This window comes from Allobosea robiniae (genome assembly GCF_900102525.1).
Classification (GTDB): domain Bacteria; phylum Pseudomonadota; class Alphaproteobacteria; order Rhizobiales; family Beijerinckiaceae; genus Allobosea; species Allobosea robiniae.
Genome location: NZ_FNBZ01000005.1, coordinates 151,125 through 174,081, shown reverse-complemented (window position 1 = coordinate 174,081; position 22,957 = coordinate 151,125). Strand labels below are relative to the sequence as shown.

23 protein-coding genes are annotated in these 22,957 nt (G+C 63.6%); 11 read left to right on the top strand and 12 right to left on the bottom strand.

The features are described from left to right. Positions 1 to 321 precede the first annotated feature (321 nt). From BLQ70_RS15295 to terL, 3 genes are read left to right on the top strand one after another with little or no spacing between them, the layout of a single operon-like run. Positions 322 to 1,782, top strand: coding sequence for a site-specific DNA-methyltransferase (locus BLQ70_RS15295; protein ID WP_091858145.1), 1,461 nt, complete (start codon positions 322 to 324; stop codon positions 1,780 to 1,782). Beyond that, the gene (locus BLQ70_RS15290) at positions 1,772 to 2,170 is read left to right on the top strand and encodes a DUF5681 domain-containing protein (protein ID WP_091858142.1); all 399 of its coding nucleotides are present in this window, start codon (positions 1,772 to 1,774) and stop codon (positions 2,168 to 2,170) included. The genes BLQ70_RS15295 and BLQ70_RS15290 overlap by 11 nt, the downstream gene beginning before the upstream one ends. Beyond that, on the top strand, positions 2,163 to 3,599 hold the full coding sequence (gene terL, locus BLQ70_RS15285) for a phage terminase large subunit (RefSeq protein ID WP_091858139.1): 1,437 nt from the start codon (positions 2,163 to 2,165) through the stop codon (positions 3,597 to 3,599). Before BLQ70_RS15290 ends, terL begins: the two co-directional genes overlap by 8 nt. 11 nt (positions 3,600 to 3,610) lie before the next feature. Here the strand turns inward: terL and BLQ70_RS15280 are convergent, their stop codons facing one another. From BLQ70_RS15280 to BLQ70_RS15260, 5 genes are all read right to left on the bottom strand, one after another. After that, positions 3,611 to 3,907, bottom strand: a complete 297-nt coding sequence (locus BLQ70_RS15280; protein ID WP_091858136.1) for a hypothetical protein — start codon at positions 3,905 to 3,907, stop codon at positions 3,611 to 3,613. 94 nt (positions 3,908 to 4,001) lie between these two features. Next, the gene (locus tag BLQ70_RS25380) at positions 4,002 to 4,397 is read right to left on the bottom strand and encodes a hypothetical protein (RefSeq protein WP_139163559.1); all 396 of its coding nucleotides are present in this window, start codon (positions 4,395 to 4,397) and stop codon (positions 4,002 to 4,004) included. Then, positions 4,397 to 5,020 carry a lambda exonuclease family protein gene (locus BLQ70_RS15270; protein ID WP_091858132.1) on the bottom strand — a complete coding sequence of 208 codons (624 nt, stop codon included), beginning with the start codon at positions 5,018 to 5,020 and terminating at the stop codon, positions 4,397 to 4,399. Before BLQ70_RS15270 ends, BLQ70_RS25380 begins: the two co-directional genes overlap by 1 nt. A gap of 2 nt (positions 5,021 to 5,022) precedes the next feature. Next, complete coding sequence (locus BLQ70_RS15265) at positions 5,023 to 5,763, bottom strand: ERF family protein (RefSeq protein WP_091858130.1); 741 nt, start codon at positions 5,761 to 5,763, stop codon at positions 5,023 to 5,025. Positions 5,764 to 5,957: 194 nt separating this feature from the next. Next, entirely contained in the window at positions 5,958 to 6,266 is a 309-nt protein-coding gene (locus BLQ70_RS15260; protein ID WP_091858127.1) for a hypothetical protein, read from the bottom strand. 114 nt (positions 6,267 to 6,380) lie between these two features. On the opposite strand from BLQ70_RS15260, the gene BLQ70_RS15255 reads away from it, so the two are divergent. Then, complete coding sequence (locus BLQ70_RS15255; protein ID WP_170843430.1) at positions 6,381 to 6,605, top strand: helix-turn-helix domain-containing protein; 225 nt, start codon at positions 6,381 to 6,383, stop codon at positions 6,603 to 6,605. Positions 6,606 to 6,758: 153 nt separating this feature from the next. Here BLQ70_RS15255 and BLQ70_RS15250 read toward each other — a convergent pair whose 3' ends face one another. Both BLQ70_RS15250 and BLQ70_RS15245 read right to left on the bottom strand, forming a co-directional pair. Further along, complete coding sequence (locus BLQ70_RS15250) at positions 6,759 to 7,958, bottom strand: beta-ketoacyl-[acyl-carrier-protein] synthase family protein (protein ID WP_091858124.1); 1,200 nt, start codon at positions 7,956 to 7,958, stop codon at positions 6,759 to 6,761. Beyond that, the gene (locus BLQ70_RS15245; protein ID WP_091858121.1) at positions 7,955 to 8,254 is read right to left on the bottom strand and encodes an acyl carrier protein; all 300 of its coding nucleotides are present in this window, start codon (positions 8,252 to 8,254) and stop codon (positions 7,955 to 7,957) included. The genes BLQ70_RS15250 and BLQ70_RS15245 overlap by 4 nt, the downstream gene beginning before the upstream one ends. Before the next feature lie 409 nt (positions 8,255 to 8,663). Between BLQ70_RS15245 and BLQ70_RS15240 the strand changes: the two genes are divergently transcribed. The 5 genes from BLQ70_RS15240 (at position 8,664) to BLQ70_RS15220 (ending at position 14,734) form a co-directional block, all read left to right on the top strand. Then, a complete protein-coding gene (locus tag BLQ70_RS15240) occupies positions 8,664 to 9,788 on the top strand; it encodes a polysaccharide biosynthesis/export family protein (RefSeq protein ID WP_244512035.1) in 1,125 nt (374 codons plus the stop codon). Positions 9,789 to 9,869: 81 nt separating this feature from the next. Beyond that, complete coding sequence (gene cysD, locus BLQ70_RS15235) at positions 9,870 to 10,763, top strand: sulfate adenylyltransferase subunit CysD (RefSeq protein WP_091858114.1); 894 nt, start codon at positions 9,870 to 9,872, stop codon at positions 10,761 to 10,763. Beyond that, on the top strand, positions 10,760 to 12,664 hold the full coding sequence (gene cysC, locus BLQ70_RS15230) for an adenylyl-sulfate kinase (RefSeq protein ID WP_244512034.1): 1,905 nt from the start codon (positions 10,760 to 10,762) through the stop codon (positions 12,662 to 12,664). The genes cysD and cysC overlap by 4 nt, the downstream gene beginning before the upstream one ends. A gap of 260 nt (positions 12,665 to 12,924) precedes the next feature. Then, complete coding sequence (locus tag BLQ70_RS15225; protein ID WP_244512033.1) at positions 12,925 to 13,866, top strand: FkbM family methyltransferase; 942 nt, start codon at positions 12,925 to 12,927, stop codon at positions 13,864 to 13,866. Positions 13,867 to 13,957: 91 nt separating this feature from the next. Further along, a complete protein-coding gene (locus BLQ70_RS15220; RefSeq protein WP_210184305.1) occupies positions 13,958 to 14,734 on the top strand; it encodes a sterol desaturase family protein in 777 nt (258 codons plus the stop codon). Positions 14,735 to 14,758: 24 nt separating this feature from the next. Here BLQ70_RS15220 and BLQ70_RS15215 read toward each other — a convergent pair whose 3' ends face one another. The 4 genes from BLQ70_RS15215 to BLQ70_RS15200 form a co-directional block, all read right to left on the bottom strand. Then, positions 14,759 to 15,583, bottom strand: a complete 825-nt coding sequence (locus tag BLQ70_RS15215) for a class I SAM-dependent methyltransferase (RefSeq protein WP_091858108.1) — start codon at positions 15,581 to 15,583, stop codon at positions 14,759 to 14,761. A gap of 11 nt (positions 15,584 to 15,594) precedes the next feature. After that, positions 15,595 to 16,491, bottom strand: coding sequence for a metal-dependent hydrolase (locus BLQ70_RS15210; protein ID WP_170843428.1), 897 nt, complete (start codon positions 16,489 to 16,491; stop codon positions 15,595 to 15,597). A gap of 154 nt (positions 16,492 to 16,645) precedes the next feature. Continuing rightward, positions 16,646 to 16,891, bottom strand: a complete 246-nt coding sequence (locus BLQ70_RS15205) for an acyl carrier protein (RefSeq protein WP_170843427.1) — start codon at positions 16,889 to 16,891, stop codon at positions 16,646 to 16,648. A 55-nt stretch (positions 16,892 to 16,946) separates the two neighbouring features. Beyond that, positions 16,947 to 18,698 carry a fatty acyl-AMP ligase gene (locus tag BLQ70_RS15200; protein WP_091858101.1) on the bottom strand — a complete coding sequence of 584 codons (1,752 nt, stop codon included), beginning with the start codon at positions 18,696 to 18,698 and terminating at the stop codon, positions 16,947 to 16,949. Positions 18,699 to 18,942: 244 nt separating this feature from the next. Between BLQ70_RS15200 and BLQ70_RS15195 the strand changes: the two genes are divergently transcribed. Beyond that, positions 18,943 to 20,718 carry a WcbI family polysaccharide biosynthesis putative acetyltransferase gene (locus tag BLQ70_RS15195; protein WP_139163558.1) on the top strand — a complete coding sequence of 592 codons (1,776 nt, stop codon included), beginning with the start codon at positions 18,943 to 18,945 and terminating at the stop codon, positions 20,716 to 20,718. Positions 20,719 to 20,756: 38 nt separating this feature from the next. Here the strand turns inward: BLQ70_RS15195 and BLQ70_RS15190 are convergent, their stop codons facing one another. Continuing rightward, positions 20,757 to 21,419 carry a CDP-alcohol phosphatidyltransferase family protein gene (locus BLQ70_RS15190; protein ID WP_091858096.1) on the bottom strand — a complete coding sequence of 221 codons (663 nt, stop codon included), beginning with the start codon at positions 21,417 to 21,419 and terminating at the stop codon, positions 20,757 to 20,759. 181 nt (positions 21,420 to 21,600) lie between these two features. Here BLQ70_RS15190 and BLQ70_RS15185 point away from each other — a divergent pair, with 181 nt between their 5' ends. After that, positions 21,601 to 22,890, top strand: coding sequence for a glycosyltransferase family 4 protein (locus tag BLQ70_RS15185; RefSeq protein WP_139163557.1), 1,290 nt, complete (start codon positions 21,601 to 21,603; stop codon positions 22,888 to 22,890). Positions 22,891 to 22,957: the final 67 nt, after the last annotated feature.

The window sequence follows — 22,957 nt, the reverse complement described above, 5'->3', positions numbered from 1 at the left end:
GATGTCGGCTTGAGCAGATAGCCGCGGTTCCCCTGGGCACCCAGTTTGGGTAGCCGTTGACAAAGACACCCTATCATCCTTAGGAATATAGTCTTGACGCGGGCTTTGGGCGCGGGCTAACGATTCGTCGCTCGCGAATCGTCGCGGGCATTTTCCGAGGCGATTGTTTCGGGCTTGTATCAAGTCGGGGGAGGTCGCTGTGGGGACAGCGGCATTTTCGACAGCCGACGGCAGGGGTAGGCTCGGTCACGTATTCGATGCGTGATCAAGATTGATCAGGTCCCGGTCGGTCGACCTCTTTCGAGAGAAAGACGTCGCATCATGAATTCCCCGCATGATCCCCCCAAGCCGCAAGCTCGTGTTCGCCGCCGCGTCCAACCTGACATCCCGCCCACCATCAAGGACCCTGCCCTCGAACGCGCGATCGCGAGCTTCGCGCCGCAGGTGAGCGAGCGTGACCTGAACGAGCTGGTGCCGTCGGCGCGCAACGCGCGGACGCACTCGAAGAAGCAGATTCATCTGATCGCCGAGAGCATCAAAGCGTTTGGTTTTGTGTCTCCGATTCTGGCGACGACGGCTGGCGAAATCGTCGCTGGGCATGGTCGCTACGAGGCAGCGAAGCTGCTCGGGCTGGAGAAGGTGCGGGTTATTTACATCGATCACCTCGGTCCGCAGCAGATCCGGGCGCTGCGGATCACCGATAACCGTTTAGCGGAGCTGTCCGGCTGGGACGACGAGATCCTGAAGCTGGAGCTCGGCGAGCTGATTGATCTCGACTTCGAGGTTGAGATCACTGGCTTCGAGACGGCGCAGATCGATGTGATCCTCGACGGCAACGCGCCGGTCCCGGTGAAGGCCGATCCGGCGGACGCGCTGCCTGAGCTGCAGGATGCCGCAGTGACGCAGCGCGGCGATCTCTGGCTCCTGGGCGAGAACCGCATCCTGTGCGGCGATGCGCGCGCTCCCGAGGATTATCAGACGCTGTTGGGCGGTGAGCTCGCCCAGATGGTGTTCACCGATCCGCCATATAATGTCCGGGTTGATGGCCATGTCAGCGGTCTCGGGCGGACCAAGCACCGCGAGTTTGCGATGGCGTCGGGCGAGATGAGCAAGCTCGAGTTCACCGGCTTCCTGCACGAGGTCTTCGCACGGATCGCGGAGGCGTCCCAGGAGGGTGCGCTGATCTATAGCTGCATCGATGGCCCGCACCTGCACGAGATGCTGAACGCCGGATATGGCGCCTTCGACGAGCTGAAGTCGGTGATCACCTGGGCCAAGGCCAATGCCGGGATGGGTTCGCTCTATCGCAGCCAGACCGAGCTGATCACGCTGTGGAAGACGGGTAAGGCGCCGCACATCAACAACATCGAGCTCGGCAAGCACGGTCGCTATCGTACCACGCTGTGGAGCTATGCGGGTGTGAACGGCTTCCGCAAGGGCCGGATGGCGGAGCTAGCGAGCCACCCGACCGTCAAGCCCTGCGCGATGGTGATGGATGCGATCAAGGATTGCTCGAAGCCGAAGGGGATCATCCTCGACAGCTTCAGCGGCTCTGGGACGACCCTGATCGCGGCGGCCAAGACGAAGCGCCGCGGCTACGTGATGGAGCTCGATCCGCTCTATGTCGATGGCGCGATCCGTCGCTGGGAGAAGCTCTTCAAGGACGAGGCGCGCCACGCCGAGACCGGGCTGACCTTCGCGGAGATGGCGGCGCAGCGCGGGGGTGATGCTAGCGCCCGCGCCTTGCCCCACCAGAGCGTTGGAGGGGGCCATGTCGCGTGAGGATGATCCCCCGGCCGTAGGTTATAAGAAGCCGCCGCAGCATACCCGCTTCCATAAGGGCCAGAGCGGCAACCCGTCGGGGCGCCGCAAGAGCAAAGCGAGCACCGCCGCAAAGGATGATGACCAGCCCTTCTTGTCGAAAAAGGTCAAAGCAAAAATCGCTGGCAAGGAGGTTTGGATCAGCAAGCGCGAGGCCTTACGTGAGCGCCTCTTCGCGATCGCCATGGACGGCAATGTGTCTGCGTTCGCATTGCTGTTTAGGTTGGACATGGCGAACGACAACAAGCCCGACGTGGAGTCCGGGCTGACCGACGCTGAGGAGGAAGCGCTCATCGCGCGCTTCCTCTCCAGGAAGCGTTCGGGCGCGGCGGGAGGCAAGGATGGCTGACCCAGCTCTTCTGACCGCCATCCTCCGTCGTGATCTGGCGAGCTTCATCGAGCAGTGCTTCGTGACGCTGGAGCCGGGAACGGCCTATCAGCATAACTGGCACATCGAGGCGATCGCCTATCAGCTGATGCGGGTCTGGAACGGTGAGTGCAAGCGGCTGATCATCAACGTGCCGCCGCGCTCGGCCAAGTCGATCTGCGTCACGATCGCCTTCACCGCTTGGTTGATGGGCCATGATCCGCGCAAGCGGATCATGGCGATCAGCTATGCCAATGAACTGTCGGTCACCCACGCTGCGGCCTTCCGCAGCGTGGTCATGTCCAACTGGTATCGGCGGATCTTCCAGGACTTCGCGATCGCGGCCAACCGCGGCCATGAGATCCGCACCACCGAACAGGGCTATCGCTATGCCTCGTCTATTGGTGGTTCGGTGTTGGGGCGCGGCGCCGATCTGATTGTCATCGATGATCCGATTAACGGACTTGAGGCAGCGTTGTCGGCGGCTGCCCGGCGTCGGGTCCAGGCCTTCTATGACAACACGCTCTACTCGCGACTGAACGACCGGACGACCGGCGCGATTGTGATCGTGATGCAGCGCTTGCACGAAGACGACCTGGTCGGTCACGTCCTGGACAAGGAGGATTGGGAAGTTCTTTCGATTCCCGCCATTGCGCCGGATGATCGCTGCTATCGCATCGGGGAAGGCAGGGAGGCGATCTATCATCGCCGTCAGGGAGAACTTCTGCATGCTGGCCGCGATACCTACGGTGATCTCGAGGCGATCAAGCGCAATCTCGGCACGCTGAACTTCTCGGCGCAGTACCAGCAGAATCCGCTGCCGGCCGAAGGGCAGATCATCAAGCGCGACTGGCTGCATCATTATGACGAGCAGCCGGCTGAGTTTGATCTGAAAGTTGCGTCCTGGGATACCGCCTCGACCAAGGCGGAGCATTCCGACTGGTCGGTCGGGATGGTCTGGGGGGCGATCGGGCAGACCTATTATCTGATCGACCTCGTCCGGGGGCGATGGGAGGCGCCGGAGCTGCGGCGGAAAATCATCGACCTCTCCGGAAAATACGCGGTCAACACGACGCTAATCGAGGATACAGAGCTTGGGCGGGCGCTGTCACAGGACCTGCAGCGTACTGGTGCATTATATACGCTGCTTCAGCGGTCGCGGTTCGACAAGCAGGCCCGACTGATGGCGCAGGCAGCCCGCTTCGAGGCGGGGCAGGTATTCCTGCCGCGCGAAGCCAGCTGGCTCGCCGATTATCTCGGTGAGCTCCTGGCCTTCCCGCTCGCGCGCAACGATGACCAGGTCGATGCGACGAGCCAGGCGCTCAAATACCTCACGGCGAAGACCCCCACCATCCGCGAGCGTCCGCAGCGCATCGTGCGTCCGCAGAGTCGCGTTCGGCCTCCAGGCTGACACGACGCTGCCTAGGGCTGCACCGTTACAACGGTCATGCTGTAGCCGCGGCCGGCCATGCAGCCGACCATGATCCGGCTGAGCGCCTGGTTCCGTTGACCTTCGAGCATGCCGGCTTCCATCGCGTCAGTGAGGCTGCGGCCGGAATAGATCGGTGCCGCCATAGCCTGAGCCTTGGCGACCTCGCCCTTGCAGATGGCGTCATCCTGCTGGAATTGCAAGGCGGCACCGGCATCGCTACGTCCGTCGAATCGATCAAAGCGCATGATGGTGCGAGAGGTACAGGCGCTGACGGCATTGGCCAGCATGATGGCGGTGACGAGGGAAGGCCAGCGACGGCGGCCGAGATGTCGACAGAGAGCAGGAGAGAACACGGAAGCGAGCTCCTTAAAGTAATAGGGATCAGTGATCGTCGCGGCGCCAATTCGCTGGCTTGGCGAGGGGGCGGGAGGCCTTCATCTGCGGCGGCGCTCGGTTGAACCCGCGCGAAGCAATCGGTTTGATCCCGAGATGGCGGGCTTCTCGACGTTTGGCCTCGGCGATCGCGGCCAGATCGCGAGCGGTCTTGGCACCTGGTGCGCGATGACAGCAGTCCCGGCCGAGAACACGACCGTCGTCGATAGAAAGCTCTCGCGTCTTGTCGAGGATGAGAGCTTCCGGGATGACGTGGTCGAATTCCACGACCTTGCCGGATACATTAAGGCCGCAACCCTCGCAGCGGATACAGCCGCGCAAGTCCATGGCGCGCTTGAGCATGGCGACTTTCTGGCTGCGGGTGAACTCGCGGCGCCCGCTCATCAGGCGGCCTCCATCTGACCGTAGGCGGCAACCTGCGCGACGGCTCGATCGAGTTCTTGATTGAATTGGGCGACGGCCGCGCTGAGTTCGTTGATGAATGTCTCGTCGCGATGAGCCCGGGTGATCATGATCGGCAAACCCGGCCAATAGATCGCGAGATCGAGCCATTCGCGCTCGGCGATCCAGAGCTGTCCCTGGCACTGAGCCTTGTGCTCGGGCGGGAACTCGCCCTTGAGCAAGGCCTCAATCAGGAGATGCGGCAGCTTGGTCTTGATCTCGAGCAGGCCGTTCTGCCCGATCAGCGCATCGGGCGAGGCGCCGGCTTGCCCGCGGCGCAAGAACCCGACGGTCTCGCAATCCAGGCCGGTGACGAAGCTATAGGCGCTGCGTGCTTCCTCCTCCATCAGCTTGCCGCGTTCCATATGCGCAGAGATGAAGCTCTCCATCACCTCACCGGTCAGTCGTTCGCCAGCGAGCTTGTAGAGGTAGGTCTGCCGGGTGCGACTTTCGGCGCCGCCACGTCCCTTGGTCAGGATCGAGGCGAACTCGGAGGCGGTCGGGATGCCCAGGCGCGCTTGCAGCCACTCAGGTGAGCCTTGTGTGCAGTTGATGATCTCGAGCATGGTCAGGCCCGTCCCTTCCTGTCGTTGAGCATCACCAGCGCCTGCCGGAAGCGGCGTGCTGGTAGTTCGGCAAAGGCTTTGATCTTGAAGAAGCGCAGCAGGGCGTCCGCTTCGGCTCCCACCTCTTCAATCAGACCCAGCAGTTCGCGAACCTGCTGGCGGGTGATGGTCTGGCCAGTTCCGGCGGCCTTGCCGTCATCATCATCAGCAGCGGCGAGACCCAGCGCCGCCTTCAGCGTCATCCGCTGCAGATAGGTCAGCGTCGAGCCGATCGCTTGGATCGCGTTCTTCTCGCCGCTGTGATCAGCTCCGGCCGAAAGGCTGTTGTCCTCGCTGTAACCATCACGATGCGAGATCACGCAGGTCAGCGTCACCAGTTCGCCTTCGGTCCTCGACCGGAACCGGTAGGCCAGACCGTGACGACCGAGGACCGGTCCGATGGTGCGGGCAATCTCGGCCAGATCCTCATGCCGATAGTGCTTGATGCCGATGCTGGCGATCTGGGTCTTGGCGATCACCGGGAGCTCGGCCTTGGCCGCCGCGAGCGCAGCCTCAAATGCGCAGCGCGCATCATCCGCGCGGCTGCGTTCATGCAAACCGATCAAATGTGCCAGGACGTGTTCGTCCGCGCCGCGGTCGAGCGCGGAACTCAATAGGCTCAATGGGGTGATCGTAGGGGCAGGGCGCAACTCGGTCAGCCGAACACCTGCGGAAGAGCGCCGATGGCGCGATGCGCTCGTCATCGCCTGGCCCTCGCGGTGTGATGATCGCGGGATACGGTGCGCGCCGGGCCGAACCACCAGGTTCGGTAGGATTGGGCGAGCTCGGCTGGGCTGAGACGAGAGGTTGAGGGCAGGGGCTCAACCTTCATCTCGCTCGGCGGCGACTGCGAGGTCACGAGCAAACGGGGTCGCAATGCGGAGTTCATGGCCATCCCTCAGTGAAGCCGGCAATAGCCGGAGGCTATTGGGGAGGCTGTGTGCGACGAAGCGGCCCCGAAGCTCGTGTGATGGGAAGACGGCTCGGCATGGCGTTCTGGTTTAAGCGCCTGCAGCCGCTGGAACGCCTCCAGCTCAGCTCGAGCCTCAGCCCATCCGCGCTTGAGTGAATGCGAGAGCAGCTGGCGTCGTTGCGTCTGATTTTGCGCAGCAGAAAACTCTGGCCCCGCTTGCCGCATGGCGTAGCGCAGGATGCCGGGTTTGTAGAAAATGAGCTTGCGCTCGAACTCTAGGATCAGGGTCATCATCGTCCTCCAGCAACGAAAATCGTCGGTAAAGGACGGTTCCCTTCCTATGGGGCTATCAGTCAACTGGAAAAGTCGACGCTCGACGAAAAGCGCTGATCAGGCTATGTCGGAAGCATGATCACACCAGCCCAGTGTCGCGCTGCCCGTGCGCTCCTCGATTGGAGCCAGCAAGAGCTCGCCAAGGCCGCTCATCTCGGCCTTTCAACCATCCGCGACTTCGAGAAAAGCAGGCGCGTGCCGACCCATAACAACCTGCGCGGAATCAAACTCGCACTGGAGGAGGGGGGTGTGGAGATCGGGATGGAAAAGTCCAGCGTCGCGTTGAGACATACACGCTAACCAGGGCTTTCTGTGGGTGATCTCGTAACCTGACGGAAACACAATCCGCTGAAACCGCTGAGCTCTATTCGGGTTGGGCTCTAAGATTTGGGCGCCGAGAAATTCTTCTAGGCGCCCAATTACGTGTGTTTGGTGCTCGCTTGTTGAAAGCTATTAACTTAAGCGCGTTCCCCTGAAGATCAGTGCGGTATTGAGGCCGCCGAATGCGAAGGAATTCGACATGGCGACCGGAATTGGCATCACACGGCTCTGATGAGGTATGCAGTCGATGTCGCACTCCGGGTCTGGTGCGTCAAAATTGGCAGTCGGCGGGGCGATGCCGTTCTCGATCGCCATAATCGTTGCAATCGCCTCGAAGGCTCCGGCGGCGCCAAGCGCGTGGCCGGTTACGCCCTTGATCGATGATGTCGGGGGCACGGGCCGGTCGCCGAACAGGCGCTTCAGCGCCTGCGTCTCGGCACGGTCATTCGCGCGGGTCCCGGTACCGTGGGCATTGATATAGGCAACGTCGCCAGCCTGTAGCCCGGCATCGGCCAGCGCGAGGGACATGGCGCGCGTCATGCCGTCGAGATTGGGCGCGACAATATCGCCTGCATCGGCGCTGAAGCCGAAGCCAGCGACCTCGATCTTCGGAATGAGCCCGCGGTCGCGAGCATGGGTCTCCGTCTCCAACACGAGGATGCCGGCACCTTCACCGAGCATGAGGCCGTCGCGGCCGAGGGCAAACGGCCGGCAGGCGGTACGCGACATGATTTTCATGGCGTCCCAGGCGAGCAGGGTTCCTGCTGAGAGTGGGGCTTCCGTACCCCCGGCAATGACAATATCGACAAGGCCGGCGCGCAGGAACTGCATGGCCGTGCCGATAGCGTGGCTGGACGAGGCGCAGGCGCTTGACGTCACAAAGCAGGGCCCGGTTGCGCCCGATGTCATCGATACCCAGCTGGCGGAAGAACTCACCATCACCTTGGCCACAGTCATCGGGTGCGGTCGCTTGTTCTGGGTATAGAGCCGGGCATATTGTTCATCGGTGCTGCATTGCCCGCCGGCGGAATTCCCGAGGATGACGCCGACGCGCTCGGGGCGCGGCAAGCCTGCGTCCAGGCCGGCGGTTGTCAGGGCCTGGCGCGCCGCTGCGACGGCGAACAGAGCGTTGCGGTCACAAGCCGATGGAGAAAGGCCCAACCCCTCCATGAAGCTTTGGCCCTGGACTTCCGCGACGCGAATGCCCTTGCCCGGCAAGGCCGAGGCTTCCTTGAAATTCCCGCTTCCGGTCAGCAGAGACTGCCAGAAGCTGCCGGTGTCGTTGCCGATTGGCGAAGCGATGCCGAGGCCTGAAACGACGATACGCGTCATGCCGCCTGCTTGTTTGCCAGCAGCTTTAGGATTTCGTTGTAGAGCTCGCCGATCGTCTTCACGTCGTTGATGTTGTTGTTGGCATTGTAGTCGATCTCGATGTCGAAATGATCTTCAAGTTTGAATATCATTTCGACGAAATCATAAGAGTTGAAGCCGGTGTCCTCCAGCAAGGTCTCCGGTCCCCAAGTCGCGCTCGTGATTTTTCTGGAATCGCGCGATGAATTTTGCTCGATAACCTGCTTCAGCATCCCGATCAAAAAATCGAGCGTGAGCCTGGGTGTCTCGCCTGTCATGACTGAACGGTCTCCTCATCGGACCTGAGCTGCTACACCCTTGCTTAGCTTTGCTGAGACCGTAAACCAATTTAAAGGGATGTCGGCCACTTGACGACGAGATCGTTATTTCTGATCCGCGCTGGCGATGGTTATGCCGCCTGGATTGGTTACCGCGGGTTGCTGTCGTCGAATAGCGGCGCTGAAGCCGGCTGAACCGGCTGCAAAATACTCTTGGCATTTTAGTAATTATGTTTCTGCAAACCCAGGTGCTCGTAACCGACTTGAGATGCCGAGAGAGCACACTCTCAAGGCGAAAACCGTTCTAGTGTCATCGTTCCGTTTTCAAGCGGGCCGAATTGATGGTAGTCGCCGGAGTGTGTGGGAGATGGGATCAGTGCGGGTTGGCCTAATTGCGATTTTGTCGGTCATGGCGTTGACAGGCTGCTCCAATCTGCCAGCGAGCGGTCCGTCCGCAGCCGACATCATTGCTCAACCTGCCGACGGCGAGCGTTTCGGTTTCGAGCTAGTCGATCTGACCCCCGCTTCGCTGGTTGCGATCAATGGGCGCGCAATCGACAGCTTCAACGGCAGCTTCGGTGATCGCAGCGGAGCGACTGAGACCCGAATCGGCATCGGTGACTTCATTGCCGTCACGATCTGGGAAGCTGGAGCCGGCGGGCTCTTCTCCGCGCCGTTGACCACGGATCGTTTCACGCCAGGATCGCGCACCGCGACCATTCCCGAGCAGGCGGTCGCCCGCGACGGGACGGTTTCCGTGCCATATGCCGGGCGCATCAGCGTCGCCGGTAAGACGACCGCCCAGGTAGAGGCGGCGATCCAGGATCGCCTCGCTGGCAAGGCGATCCAGCCCCAGATCCTGGTGACGCTCAGCCGGCCGATCAGCAGCACGGTCGCCGTGACCGGCGAGGTGGCGGCTGGTGGGCGGATTCCCTTATCCAACAAAGGCGACCGAATCCTTGAGGTCATCGCTGCCGCTGGCGGCATCCGTGCACCTGTCAATGAAACGGAAATCCGACTCACCCGCGGCTCGCGCACGCTCGCTGTACCGATGATCACGATCGTCAACAATCCTCGCGAGAATATCTATCTACGCGGTGGCGATACGCTGACGCTGGTGCGCAATCCGCGGACCTTCATAGCTGCGGGCGCCACGGGCCAGAACGCCGAAATCCCGTTCAACGCCGACGCCATGAATCTGGCGCAGGCGATCGCCAAATCCGGTGGACTGCTCGACTTCCGCGCGAATCCGGAAGGCGTGTTCCTGTACCGCTTCGAATCTGCCGAGATGCTGCGCAGGATCAAGCCGGATAGCCCGCTTCTCGGCCAGGGCCGCCTGATCCCGGTTGTTTATCGCGTGAACCTGCGCGACCCCAACGGCCTCTTTGTGGCGCAGGGGCTGCGGATGCAGCGAGGCGATATTCTCTACGTCTCGAACGCCCCGCTGACTGATATGCAGAAGGCGCTCTCCATCTTCCAAAGCCTGACCTCGCCTGTCGTGCAAGGCGCTAGCATCGCGTCCGGATTCAAGTAGCAGGATTGAACGGATCATTTGGGCGCCGCCTCGCGGCGGTGCTGCCGAACGACCACGCGCGGTGTTTGGACGAGACGGAACGTGAACCAGCTTCGGAGGCTCGAGGAGGAGGCGATCTTCCTGCTGCGGGAGACGGCCGCGCTGTTCCGGCGCCCGGTCATGCTCTATTCGATCGGCAAGGATTCGACGGTCCTCGTCCATCTGGCTGCCAAGGCGTTCTGGCCCGCGAAGCCACCGTTTCCGCTGCTTCACATCGATACGACATGGAAGTTCCGCGAGATGATCGCGTTTCGCGATCGGTTCGCCGCTGCCTTGAGTTTCGACCTGAAGGTGCACATCAATCGGGACGGGATCGCGCGCGACGTCACGCCGTTCTCCGTCGACGCGAACACCTATACGCGCATCATGAAGACCGATGCGCTCAAGCAGGCCATGGAGCAGGGCGGTTTCGACGCGGCGATCGGCGGAGCGCGACGCGACGAGGAGAAGAGCCGCGCGAAGGAGCGCATGTTCTCATTGCGCAGCCCGCAGCATGGCTGGGAGCCACGCAGCCAGCGCCCGGAATTCTGGCGGCTGGCGAATCCACATTTGCGACCCGGCGAGACCATGCGGGTCTTCCCGCTGTCGAACTGGAGCGAACGCGACATCTGGCGTTACACGCTCGCCGAAGGCCTTCCGATCGTACCTCTTTATCTGGCGCGCCCACGCCCCGTGGTGCGACGAGGCGGCTCGTTGATTGTGGTGGATGACCAGCGCCTGCCGCTGGAGCCGGGCGAGATCCCCGAGATGCGTTCCGTCCGCTTCCGCTCCCTCGGCTGCTATCCGCTCTGTGGAGCCGTCGAATCGCCGGCCGCGACTGTCGCCGAGGTGGTCGCGGAGCTGGACGCGGCCACGACTTCCGAGCGGCGGGGCCGACTGATCGACGGCGCGGGCGCCGCCTCGATGGAAGCCAAGAAGCGGGAGGGCTATTTTTGAACCCCGTTTCCGCGGCCTACCACGCCGTCTTCGGTGAGACCGAACACGGTTTGCCCACCGCCCGCCCGCCGGCGCTGCGCATTCTGGCCTGTGGAGCGGTCGATGATGGCAAGTCGACCCTGATCGGGCGCCTGCTTTACGAATCGGGTGCCGTTCCCGACGACCAGCGCGTGGCTCTTGCGGCGGATTCCCGCCGCTACGGTGCCGCCGATGGCGAGATCGACTTCGCCCTGCTGACGGATGGGCTGGAAGCCGAGCGCGAGCGTAACATCACGATCGATGTCGCCTATCGCTACATGTCGACCGCGAGACGCGATTTCATCATCGCCGACACGCCCGGCCACGAGCAATATACCGCCAACATGGCTACCGGAGCCTCGCAATGCGAGGTTGGGATCATCTTGGTCGATGCCGTTCGCGGCCTCCGGCCGCAGACCTTCAGGCATGCTGCGATCTGCAGCATTCTCGGCATCCGGCACGTCGTCCTGGCCGTCAACAAGATGGACGGCGTCGGCTTCTCGCAAGCGCGCCTGGGTCAAATCGTCGAGGAGTTCGCTCTGGCAGCGAAGCATCTGCAGCTTGATATGGTCGCAATTCCGATATCCGCCCGCCGCGGCGACAATGTCGTGAGCATCAGTGCCGCGATGCCCTGGTACCAGGGTGTCACGCTCCTGCAGTATCTCGAACAGCTCGAGGTCCCCCGGAGCGACGGCGAAGCGAGTTTGCGCCTGCCGATCCAGGGCATGAGCCGCACGCCGGAGGGCGAGCGCCTCTACACCGGCACGATCGCGGCGGGGGGGCTGTCCTTGGGCGACCGCATCAAGGTTGCCGTCGGTGGTGCCGAAGCTGTCATCCAGCGCCTGATCGGCAGCGAAGGCCCTGTTGAGCGCGCCGAAGCGGGAACGGCCGTGGCCGTGACCCTGACTCCGGAGATCGATCTCGGCCGTGGCGACCTGCTCTGGTCCGGACCGGGCGCCCCCGCCTGCTCCAGTCATTTTTCGGCCCATGTGGTCTGGTTCGCCGAGCCGTCCCTGTTCGCCGGGCGGGATTACGAGTTGCGCCTTGGAACCCTGACGAGTGCGGTGACGGTGACCGCGATCCGGGGCAAGCTCGACATCATCAGCGGAGCCCGCATCGCGGCCACCGAGATCACGCGCGACGAGATCGCGATCTGTCACCTGGCGACGCCCGGGATGATCGCCTTCGACAGCTATGCCCAATGCCCGGCCACCGGCGGGTTCCTGCTGATCAACCGGGCGACGGGCGAGACCGTCGCGGCAGGCATGGTGCGCAACGCCCTCGACCGCGGCAGCAACCTTTTTGCGCAGGCTCTGACGATCGATCGCAAGGCGCGCGAGGATCTGCTCGGGCAGAAGGGCGCGGTGCTCTGGTTGACCGGCCTGTCCGGGGCGGGGAAATCGACCATTGCGGACGGTCTGGAACGCAGGCTGCATGCGAAGCGTAAGCTGACAATCCTGCTCGACGGCGACAATGTCCGCCTCGGGCTCAACCGCGATCTCGGCTTCACCGAGGGCGACCGTGTCGAGAACCTGCGCCGGGTCGCCGAAGTCGCGCGTTTGATGGTGGATGCGGGGCTGATCGTGCTGTGCAGCTTCATCTCGCCCTTCGCAGCCGATCGCGCCATGGTGCGCGAGCGTCTGGCCGGCACGCCGTTCTTCGAGATATTCGTCGATGCGCCGCTCGACATCTGCGAGCAGCGCGATCCCAAGGGCCTCTACGCCAAGGCCCGGCGCGGCGAGATTCGGAACTTCACAGGCCTCGATTCCGCCTACGAGCAGCCGAGCGCGCCGGACCTTCACCTCGATACCAGCCGATACGGAGCGGACGAGCTGGCCGATCGCATCGTGCGCTTCCTGGTGGAGCAGGGTATTGCCACCTAGAGCCGGATACGAAAAAGTCGGAAGCGTTTTTTCGCATCCGGCTCCGGAGGCTGTTACGGGCCATGCAATTTGACCTTATCGGCAGGGCTCGCGCCTTTGCGAGGCTGTCGTATCGCTCTTCGTCACACTCCGTAAGGTTTGCGTCCTTTGGCACCTTGGATTAGCACCAGACGTCGGCGTCGGATCATCCGATGGTCCCTGGCGGATTCCGGGGCGCCGTCGAGCGAAGCGGGGTCCGCCCACATGAAGAAAATGATCTGATGGGGCCACCCGTCGAAGCCCTTCATGTGCCGGGATGTCTGGCCGGAGTAGGCAGGTTTATGAAGAACAAGCACATCCCGGCACCATTGCCGATCCAGCCCGGAAATCTCCTGTCGCTGGACGAGTTGCGCGGGCCGGATCGCTACCGCGCCGAGTGTGTTTGCCGGGCGGCTAGCCAGACCGTCTATCTTGGCGAGCATGCGGTCCTCGTCCGCGTTCTGGGGCGCTACAAGATGTTCCTCGACACGCGGGATCGAGGCTTCGGTGCGCATGTCATGCTCGACGGCTATTGGGAGATGTGGCTGACGCAATTCATTGCCCGCCTCGTCGCGCCCGGGATGCATGTCGCCGATATCGGTGCCAACTTCGGTTATTATGCGTTGCTGCTGGCCGATCTCGTCGGCCCCGATGGCCGCTTGCTGGCTGTCGAGCCCAACCCCCCCGTTGCCGACACGCTGAAGCGGACTCTCGAGCTCAACGGCTTTGCCAGCCGCAGCACCATTGTGGCGGCTGCGGCGGGTTCGGGGGAGGGCGAGGGACGTCTCATGGTCCCGGCGGGAGAGCCGAAGAATGCGACGCTGGTCAGCAAGGCCTTGCCGAACGACGATGCGGAAACGGTCGCGGTCCCTATCCATAGCCTCGACTCGCTCCTCCGCGCCTTTCCCCGCGTCGATTTCCTCAAGATCGACGCCGAGGGGGCGGAGGAGGACATCATCTTTGGGTTGAGCCAGGTCATCGAGCGTTGGCGGCCGCGGATCGTGCTTGAGTTCAATCCGGGGCGGTGTCGTGATCCCCAGGCGCTGCTCGTCCGGCTGCGGGCCTCCTACCCCGTGCTGAGGAGCCTCGACTATTATGCGCAGGTTGCTCCGGTTTCGGACCAGGAGCTGCTCGATCCGACCAATCGCGAGGATCGCCTGCTTTACCTGGATGGTGTTGCATAGGCACGGTCCTCGACCGGCGGCGCTGCAACGCGGGCAGGTTCGTCAACTGTGGACGTCGTGGTGCTGCGGCTGGTGATCGGGATAGGGTTTGATGGTGGCGCTGCTGCTCGATTTTCTTCGCCTTCTCGGCCTCATGGTCGGGGCAGTCGTTGCGGTCATGCTGCTGACTGGGCTGTTCTTCGAGATCATGAATGCCCGCCATCCCGAGCGCCGCATCCAGAAGGACCGGGTCAACCGGCGTAAATGGAAGGAATTGCGGCAGGCGCCGATCTCGATCCTCACGCTCTCGGTCTGCTTCGCCTTCGGGCTGTTCGCGCAGCAGCAGGGCTGGTCTCTGGTGCCGCTGGAGCTCTCCTGGTGGTCCGGACCGTTGATGCTGATGATCTCGGTCGTGCTCTACGATGCTTGGTTCTACTGGGTGCACCGCCTGCTTCACAGCCGCGTCTTCTATCGCTTCCACGCGCTTCACCATAAGAGCGTGGCGCCGACGGTCTGGAGCAACCATCACGAGAGCTTCGTCGAGGCGCTTCTCAACCAGGCTTATTACGCGATCATCGTCTTCGTCCTGCCGGTCCCGTGGCAGATGCTCGTGCTGCAGAAGCTCTACGATCAGATCAGCGGGATGCTCGGCCATGCCGGCTTCGAGCATTTCGCCTCACCGGCCGGCCGTTCGCCCTGGCCGCTCGCCAGCACGGTGTTCCACGACCAGCATCACGGCACGTTCAGGTTCAATTACGGCCATACCTTCTCGCTCTGGGATCGCTGGATGGGCACGTTGCATCCGCGCTACGACAACACGCTGAAAAGCTTCGAGCCGAGCGGGAATGAGCCGGATGCGCCCGAGTCGCGTGCTCCGGAGCGTCCGTGAAGCATCACGGCTGGAGGCCTGCGTTCAGGCGCCGCCGTTCTTCTGGTAGCGCTGGGCGAGATAGACGACACCCCCCTCGCTCAGCTCGCGATAAAGCACTGACCCTTTCGCGCCGGCGAATTCGCTGATGAAGCCGCGCATGAAGCGGATCCTGGAGATGCGCGCCCGCTTGCGCTGCTCGGCCGCGTCAAGCGCGGCGATGACGCCTCGCGACAGATCGGTCTCGGTGTGCAGCGCGAGGCCGGGTACCGCCAGCTGCTGGCGCAGCAGGGGGAGCGCGCTCTTGCCGCGCATGTCGGCGAAGGTGAACCAGCCGCCCGGCGCCAGCACGCGCGCGACCTCGCGTGCAAAGGCCGGCACATCGCCATAGCAATGCGAGGATTCGATATTGACGACGATATCGACCGAGCCATCGGCGAGCGGCAGCTTCTCCGCATCCCCGATCTCGAAGGTCAGGCTCGCCGTGTCCTGGTTGAGGCGGCACGCCAGCCGCACCGTTGCCGGCGAATAATCCAGCCCGGTGACAGCCGCGGAGCCGTGATAGCGGGCGATATAGCGCGCGCCGCCGCCGCGGCCCGAGCCGATCTCAAGAACCCGCGCGCCTTCCATTGGCAGGCCCGCCACGGCCTGGGCATAGAGACCGATGAAAGGGCGGTCGGCTTCGTCGTCTGGCTCAAGCGGAAAGGCTGCTCCCGGCGGCAGGAAGCCGTAATTCATGAAGCGCCAGTCATCGTCGTGCCAGCGCCGCGACAGGATGTTGTAGAGGCCGCGCCAGAGCCATTTCCGGGTTCGCGGAAAGGCGCCCCTGTCGATGGCCTCCAGCAGGCGGGAGAAGGCTTGGCTCGCCACCGTGCTGCGCCTCAGACGCCGGGCTTGGGGGCAGGCGTGGCGGGCGGCGGCGGCAGATTGGCCGCCAGCCAGTCGCGCCCCTTGCGCATCAGCTCCTGGTCGTCGCTGTTGCGGGGGTCGAAGCCCGGCAGGTAGTAGCGCAGCGTGTTCGGCAGGCAGCGCCGCCAGTAGCCGGGATAGACCATGGTCACCCAGAAGAAGCGCAGCCAGAAGCGCAGGCCCGTCTTGACGCCGTCATTCTTCGCATAGATCGGCACGTTGCGCAGGAAGAGCACGAGGAAGGGGAACAGCGTGCCGTTCATGCCGAGGACGCGGACGAAATAGCGCTTCCAGCTCGACATCCCCGGCGTTGCCGCCTTGAGCACGTCGAGCGCGACGGCCTTGTGCTCCAGCTCTTCGAGCGCATGCCACATCCACAGCCGGCGATAGGCCGGCGCGGCCTTCTCCATCAGTTCGGGATGGCGCAGCGTCAGCGTCGACAGGGTCGCCGTCATGTGCTCGATCGCACAGGTGATCGAGAGCCGGTGCAGCGGGTTCTTGACGATCTCGAAGCCCTGCCGGATCGGCTTCTCCATCTTCTCGACATCGTAGCCGAGCTTCATCATCGCGCGATTGTATTCCTCGTGCTCGCGCGTGTGATAGGCTTCCTGCACGGAATAGCCGTTGATCTCGGCCGCGAGTTCCTTGTCCTGCAGCTTGGGGCCGTAATGCTTCAGCGAGCGGATGAAGAAGCGCTCGCCCTCGGGCAGGAAGATCGACAGCCCGTCGATCAGCACGGTCTTGATGATGTCGTCTTCCAGCCAGTGGCGCTGGGCGTTCTCCAGGATGCCGAAGCGGATATCGCGCGGGATGATGTCCTCGGCATTGCCCATGTGCTGGCTGCCTGCCGTGTTCGAAGCATGTGCCATCAGCGCTGGTCCATCCGGTGGAGCGTCCTGCCGCATCGGTCCGTCGGCCGGGCCTACCTACCGCCGATCATCGGTGCCGTCGAGGTCGGATCACGCAGAAAAGGGCAGTTGATGCAGGATTGTCCTGCAAAAATTCGATTGAAACGCCCGTAGCTTAGAGTGGTTTCAAGGTGCCGAGATAGTCCACGAACTGGGCGACGGTCGGGTAGTCCTGCGTGACGCCGGGATAGAGCTCGACCCGGTATTCCTGCTCGACTTCCAGGACGAAATGGACGGCGGCGGCCGAGTCGAGGCCGAGGCCGGCGAACGTCGTCGCCGGCACGATCCCGGCCTCGTCGATGTCGAGCATCGCGGCCAGACTGGATCGGCAGAAGCGTTCGATCTCGGAAGCGGGCGGCATGATGATCCGTCGGGTTGGGCGCGGGGCTTTCGCTTGCCGCGCTGGCGGACTTCCGTCAAGCGGAGGCCGCGCTGCGGTCCTCGGCATCTCCCGACAGGTTCCAGGGCTCGAGCGTTCCCTCCAGCCACCGGAGCCTGGTCAGGCTGCGCTGGACCTTTCCGCTGGTCGTCTTCGGCAGGGAGCCCGTCCGGATCAGCACGACCTTATGCAGGGCGACATCGTGATTGTTGACCACCGCCGCCTGCACGGCCGCGACGACTTCGGCCTCGGCGATGTCACGGCGCTGCGTGCGCTCGACTTCCTGGACGACGATGATGCGCTCGATGTCATGCTCGTCGATGATCGTGAAGGCTGCGCCATGGTCGCGTCGCAGCGAGGGATGGCTGGCTGCGACCGTCGCTTCGATATCCTGCGGGTAGTGATTGACGCCGCGGATGATCATCACGTCCTTGATGCGGCCGACGACATGGAGCTCACCGGCTTCGTCGAGATGCCCGAGATCGCCGGTTCGCAGCCAGGAGCCGCCGGAGCCAGGGGCATCTGTCTCCAGCCTGGCCCGAAAGGTCTGTTCGCTCTCCTCGGGGCGTTGCCAGTAGCCGCCGGCGACGCTCGTCGCCTGGATCCAGATCTCGCCGATCGCCCCTTGCGGCAGCGGGCGCCGCGTCTCCAGATCGGCGATGGCGATCGTCAGCCCGGTCATGGGTGAGCCGCAACTGGCGCTGACATGCCGATCGGCGGCGTCCTCGGGCGGCGCGATGCGGGCGGCCTTGAGCGCCTTCGCGCTGACGTCGAGCGTGCGGGGCAGGGAGCCCCGCTTGGCGGCGGTCACGAGCAGCGTTGCCTCGGCCAGCCCATAGGCCGGGCGCATCGCCTCTGGCGCGAAGCCGTAGGGGGCGAAGGTCGCGGCGAAACGTTCCAGCGTTGCGGCCCGCACCGGTTCGGCGCCGTTGAGGGCAATCTTCCAGCTGCTGAGATCGATGCCTTCCATCTGCTCCGGCCGGAAGCGGTCGACGCAGAGATCGAAGGCGAAGTTCGGGGCGGCGCCGACCTCGGCGCGATGCTCGTGGATGGCGCGAAGCCAGTTCAGCGGGCGATGCATGAACCCTGACGGCGTCAGCAGGACGCAGGGCGCGCCAAGATAGATCGGCTGCAGCAGGTTCATGATCAGGCCGAGATCATGGTAGAGCGGAATCCAGCTCACATGCGCCGAATCCGCGTGGTTCCCCAGCCGCTCCCGCATCATCGCGAGATTGTCGATCAGGTTGCGGTGGCTCACCATCACGCCCTTGGGCAATGAGGTCGAGCCGGAGGTGTATTGCAGGAAAGCGAGGCCGTCGGCATTGGGTCGGACGGCGTCGAGGGGCGCAGGCTCCGGCGCCAGCGCGACCGGGAGGTGGCGGATGCCATGCGCGGCCAGGCGCTCGCGCAGCAGGCCGCGCGGATCGGGATCGGAAGCCGGGCTCAGTGCCAGGCGCGGCGTGCAATCGGCGATGATCGCCGCGCTGGCGTCGTGATTTGCGTTGCGGCGCGGCTGCATCATCGGCACTGCGACCACGCCCGCCATCAGGCAGGCGAAATAGGCGACGACGAATTCGACGCTGGAGGGGAAGATCAGCAGCGCGCGATCGCCCGGTGCGGTTTCGGCCGCGAGCTGGCGCGCGAGATGCGCGGCCTGTGCGTGAAGCGCGGCGAAGGTCAGGCTCGGCCGCTCGCCGGGGCGATCGGAATAGACCGTCACGGCGGCGACATCCGGCCGAGACATGGCCTGGTGCTGCAGAACCTCGGCCAGTGACGAAAAATGGCTCATCGCAATCGATCTACGGAACAAGCATCGCCGGTGGCCGGGAGTATATTGCAACTGTCGCTTGCTCTTCCGTGCCAGGATGAGGTCGAGAAAGCGTGTTGCCTTCTATGGAGTGCACTTCCGGCGAGATCAACCTGCATCGGTGCGAAGGTGCCGGCTGCATGTTCGCGCGAGTGATGCTAGAGCATGCGCCGATCAGCTTCGTCATGGACGCATGAAAGCCGAAAGCGACTCGCTGGAACCGAGGATGGATACGCTAGCTCAAGCGGAGACGCCGCTGGACCCGATGCCGAAACCGGATGACGGCGCTTCCCGCTCGCTGCTGCCCGTCATGGAGGTGCGCGAGCCGGCCCGGCGCTGGGCGGACGGCTCGGTCTCCGTCGTCCTGCTGGTGCCGGCCCAGGCCTTTCTCTACGGCCCCTTCCTGCGTTTGCCGGAGGGGCGCTATCGCCTGTCCTTCCATTGCCGGGTGCGCATGCCCCTTCAGGGCGACCACCCGGTCATGGGACTCGAAATCGTCGCGCAGAACCGCATCCTGCGCGCCTGGCGCGACTACAGCGCGGCGGAGCTGCGCGGTGGCGAGCAGAGCCTGGCCTTCGAGGTGCCGCGTGAGCTGGGTATCGAAGGCGGTGCCGATGTTCCCTTCGAGTTCCGCTTCACGCATTTCGGCAACGCCCTGCTGACCATGGTCGCGGTGACGTTGCATAGAGAACCGGCAGCGACGGGGCTCGACAACGTTGCGGCCGAGCTCGAACCCTGGCGCCTGCTCGGCCGGCTGCGGACCTTGCCGTTGCCCGGCGCGGTTCGTCTGTCGCCGCTTTCCATCACGCCCCTGAAACTGTGGCGCAGTTCGGCGATCCTGCGGCTCCCGGACGGGCTCTATCGCGCCGAGATCGGTTGCGAACTGAAGCGGGCCCGGCGTCCGTCGGAGGCTGCTCTGGCGGTCGAGGTCGAAACCCGGGACGGCATTCGGCTCGGAAAGGGCCGCTTCCTGGCGAGCGAGCTGGAAACAGGCCGTGTTTCGTTCGAATTTACCGTGCCTCAGGATATCGGGCTCGATGCCGGTGTGCCGCGCACGATCGATATCCGCCTGCGCCATTTCCGCAATGCGAGCCTGTTGTTGCGCTCACTCGATCTGCGTCGCGTCTCGGCCGATGCCCCGGCCGTGGCGTCGCCGGCGTCGACCGGGCGGGCCGCTTCCTCCGAGAGCCGAAAGAAGCAGATCGTCATCTTCGGCAATTGCCAGGGCAATCTCCTGGCCGAGGCGCTGCGCTATCATTCCGGTTTCACCCGGCATTTCTCGGTCAAGCACCACTACATGGAATTGCCGGTGAACCTGCACGAGCAGGGCCGGCGCGACCTGCAGGAATGCGACCTCCTCCTGATCCAGGACATCCGGGAATGGGAGCAATATCCATTGCGCGCCGATGTGCCGAGCGACCTGCCGACGCTGCGCTACCCTTGCGTGCGCTTCGCCTCGCCCTGGCCTTTCGACGCCTTCAACGGGCCGGACGACAGGCTCGCCCGCAACCGCGACCTCCCCAATTTCGAGTTCACCTATTTCGACGGGCTGCTCGGGCGGCTGCGGCGCCAGATTCCCGACCCCGAACTCCGCTTCCGGACCTATGAATCGCTGGCGATCGAGCGGCTGATCGATTTCAAGCGCCTGCATCAGTTCGAGCAGACAAGGCTCGAGGAGATGGATCGGAAATTCCCCGCGGGAATCGGCGCCTATATCCTCGATAATTTCAGGACGAAGCAGACCTTCTACACGACGGCCCATCCCAATGGCCGGATCATGAAGATGCTGGTCAGGCAGGTCACGAAGGAACTGGGGCTGTCGCTGAATTTCTGGCTGCCGGGATCGCTCAATTCGCTGCGCCGGCTGCAGGTGCCGATCCATCCGAAGGTGGCGGCCGCCCTGGGGATCGGCTGGGCGGATGCCAGGCGCAAATATCTCGTGCGCGGCCAATGGCTGACCTGGGAAGATTATTTCCGGAAATACATCGCCTATTACGGATAAGAGGCGCCGAAAACGGCCTCTCCCGGCCGTTTTTGGCCCTATTTGTGGCTGGCGGCTTCCTCGCGCGCAAGCTGGGCCGCATAGCTCCCGAGCAGGCAGACGAAGGTCGTGAACAGGCCGGCTGCCATGAGCAGGATGGTGACGTCGCACCAGGTCATGGTCAGGCCGACGACTGTGAAGGGTGGTGCGCCGAAGAAGAAGATCGTCGTGTTCATCAGGATGATGAGCAGGCGCATCTCTGTGGGCCCCCAGCCGACCAGCGAGATGTGGAGCTCGCCGGAAACGCAGGCCTTGACCAGCGAATAGATCGACAAGGCATGATAGCCGGCGAGCGCCAGCAGGGCGACGTCCATGCGCACATAGGCGGACAGACCCATGCCCGCGCAGATCAGCAGGTTGCCGACGACATCGATGGTCTGGTCGAGGAAATAGCCGTATTTGGGCCGCTCGATCTTTCTGAAGCGTGCGAGGTTGCCGTCGAGCGAATCGCCCAGCCAGTGGAAGACGAGGCCGAGCGAGGCCAGCCACAGGAAGCTTGGCGACCAGGCCGTCAGGACATAGCCCGCCAGCGTGAGTGCCGCGCCGAAGATGCCGAAGGCGGTCAGCTTGTCGGGTGTGACGCTCCGCGGCATCCGCCGGACGAGCCAGGCCAAGGCCCTGCGCTCGATGGCGCCGACGAGGCTGTTGTTGATGCGTATCAATGAAGTCGACTGCTCGGTGCGGAAGAGGTTGGCTAGCTATTGCCGAGCTAGCAATGCGTTTCAAGTGTTGCGGTTGCGAGAAACGTATGCCATGCGACTGTTGGGCATTCCGGCTCGTTGTGCTGTGTAAAGATTGTGACGATCGGCAACCGATTTCAGCTGACTGTGCCAGGGTCTTGTTGTGCCGATCGCCTATGATGCAACACGGCTATTCTTGGGGCCACTGTCCCTGACGCCTCGCGGGATCGATCGGGTCGATCTCGCCTATGCACGCCATTTTTTCGAGCATTCGAACGATGACTGCTGGGCGATCCTGCCCACGGCTTGGGGCACGCGCGCGTTCCCCCGGGAGAGAGCTCTACGCGGACTGACGCGGCTCGAGGAGCTTTGGGCCGAGAACAGGCAGCCGGCGGCCGACGGTGCCTGGATGTCACTCGCGCCGACGATGCAGGCAGGTAAGTCGTCCTGGCATCTTCCGCGGAACGGCGGTCTTGCCGTGTCCACCCGAATGACCTCGCTGCTCAAGGCAACGGGCATCGGATTCGGTAAAGACGTCGTGAAAACCCTCAAACCCGGGACGGTCTACGTCAATGTCGGCCAGATCGGCCTGGCGGTCCCGTACCTGCTGCGCTGGCTGAACAAGCGCCCCGACGTGCGCCCGCTCTTCATGCTGCATGACGTCATCCCGCTGGAGATGCCGGAATATGTCTCGCCCGGTGCGGTCAAGGCTCACGCGGCGATGGTCGATCAGACGGCGCGTTATGCCGCCGGGTTGATCGTCACGACCCGCACGGCCCAGTTGGCGATCGAACTTGAACTCGAGCGCCGCGGTGCGAGAGCGCTGCCGACGCTGGCGCTGCCTCTTCCTGTTCCCTCGATCTTCCGAGAGCCACCCGACCCCGATCCGACGCTCGCCGCGATTCCATATTTCGTCGTTTGCGGCGCGATCGAACTCAGGAAGAACCATCTCCTGCTGCTGGAGGTCTGGAAGCGGCTGCACCGCCGACTTGGCGCGGCCACGCCGCATCTCGTGATCGCCGGCGCCAAGGGCTGGCAGGGCGATCTGATTCTTGATCGCCTGCGGCGTTCCGGCGATGTGAGCACCTATATCCATGCGCTCCACGGCCTTTCCACGCCGGCACTGAAGCGGGTGATCAGCGGCGCGCGTGCCTTGCTGATGCCGTCCTTCATCGAGGGGTTCGGCTTGCCGGTTGTGGAGGCGGCGGCGCTTGGTACGCCGGTCGTCGCCTCCGACATTCCGGCGCATCGTGAAGTCGGACATCCCGAGACGGTTTTTGTCGATCCCATCGACGGCCTCGGCTGGGAGGCGGCGATTGCCTCGTTCCTGCCGGCCGGGCCGCGTCGTTTGGCGCCTTCTACGGACTATGCCAGCCTGACCTGGACCGAGTACTTCGCCGCGCTGTCGTCGTTCATTCGAAGGATCGAAGACGGTGGAGCAGCTTTAGACTGAGTTTGGATTGTTTTTTTCCGCAATGCCCCGTATCAGCGAGCAAGGATGGGAGCGAGACTAGTGTGCC

Bases quoted from the DNA above. Each gene is read 5' to 3' on its own strand.
- BLQ70_RS15210 (WP_170843428.1), bottom strand. From the start codon at position 16,491: ATGGCACATGCTTCGAACACGGCAGGCAGCCAGCACATGGGCAATGCC.
- BLQ70_RS15245 (WP_091858121.1), bottom strand. From the start codon at position 8,254: ATGACAGGCGAGACACCCAGGCTCACGCTCGATTTTTTGATCGGGATG.
- BLQ70_RS15290 (WP_091858142.1), top strand. From the start codon at position 1,772: ATGTCGCGTGAGGATGATCCCCCGGCCGTAGGTTATAAGAAGCCGCCG.
- BLQ70_RS25380 (WP_139163559.1), bottom strand. From the start codon at position 4,397: ATGAGCGGGCGCCGCGAGTTCACCCGCAGCCAGAAAGTCGCCATGCTC.
- terL (WP_091858139.1), top strand. From the start codon at position 2,163: ATGGCTGACCCAGCTCTTCTGACCGCCATCCTCCGTCGTGATCTGGCG.
- BLQ70_RS15265 (WP_091858130.1), bottom strand. From the start codon at position 5,763: ATGACGAGCGCATCGCGCCATCGGCGCTCTTCCGCAGGTGTTCGGCTG.
- BLQ70_RS15260 (WP_091858127.1), bottom strand. From the start codon at position 6,266: ATGATGACCCTGATCCTAGAGTTCGAGCGCAAGCTCATTTTCTACAAA.
- BLQ70_RS15220 (WP_210184305.1), top strand. From the start codon at position 13,958: ATGGTGGCGCTGCTGCTCGATTTTCTTCGCCTTCTCGGCCTCATGGTC.
- BLQ70_RS15225 (WP_244512033.1), top strand. From the start codon at position 12,925: ATGGGGCCACCCGTCGAAGCCCTTCATGTGCCGGGATGTCTGGCCGGA.
- BLQ70_RS15270 (WP_091858132.1), bottom strand. From the start codon at position 5,020: ATGCTCGAGATCATCAACTGCACACAAGGCTCACCTGAGTGGCTGCAA.
- BLQ70_RS15195 (WP_139163558.1), top strand. From the start codon at position 18,943: ATGGATACGCTAGCTCAAGCGGAGACGCCGCTGGACCCGATGCCGAAA.
- BLQ70_RS15205 (WP_170843427.1), bottom strand. From the start codon at position 16,891: ATGCCGCCCGCTTCCGAGATCGAACGCTTCTGCCGATCCAGTCTGGCC.
- BLQ70_RS15295 (WP_091858145.1), top strand. From the start codon at position 322: ATGAATTCCCCGCATGATCCCCCCAAGCCGCAAGCTCGTGTTCGCCGC.
- BLQ70_RS15240 (WP_244512035.1), top strand. From the start codon at position 8,664: ATGGCGTTGACAGGCTGCTCCAATCTGCCAGCGAGCGGTCCGTCCGCA.
- BLQ70_RS15250 (WP_091858124.1), bottom strand. From the start codon at position 7,958: ATGACGCGTATCGTCGTTTCAGGCCTCGGCATCGCTTCGCCAATCGGC.
- BLQ70_RS15255 (WP_170843430.1), top strand. From the start codon at position 6,381: ATGATCACACCAGCCCAGTGTCGCGCTGCCCGTGCGCTCCTCGATTGG.
- BLQ70_RS15200 (WP_091858101.1), bottom strand. From the start codon at position 18,698: ATGAGCCATTTTTCGTCACTGGCCGAGGTTCTGCAGCACCAGGCCATG.
- BLQ70_RS15280 (WP_091858136.1), bottom strand. From the start codon at position 3,907: ATGCTGGCCAATGCCGTCAGCGCCTGTACCTCTCGCACCATCATGCGC.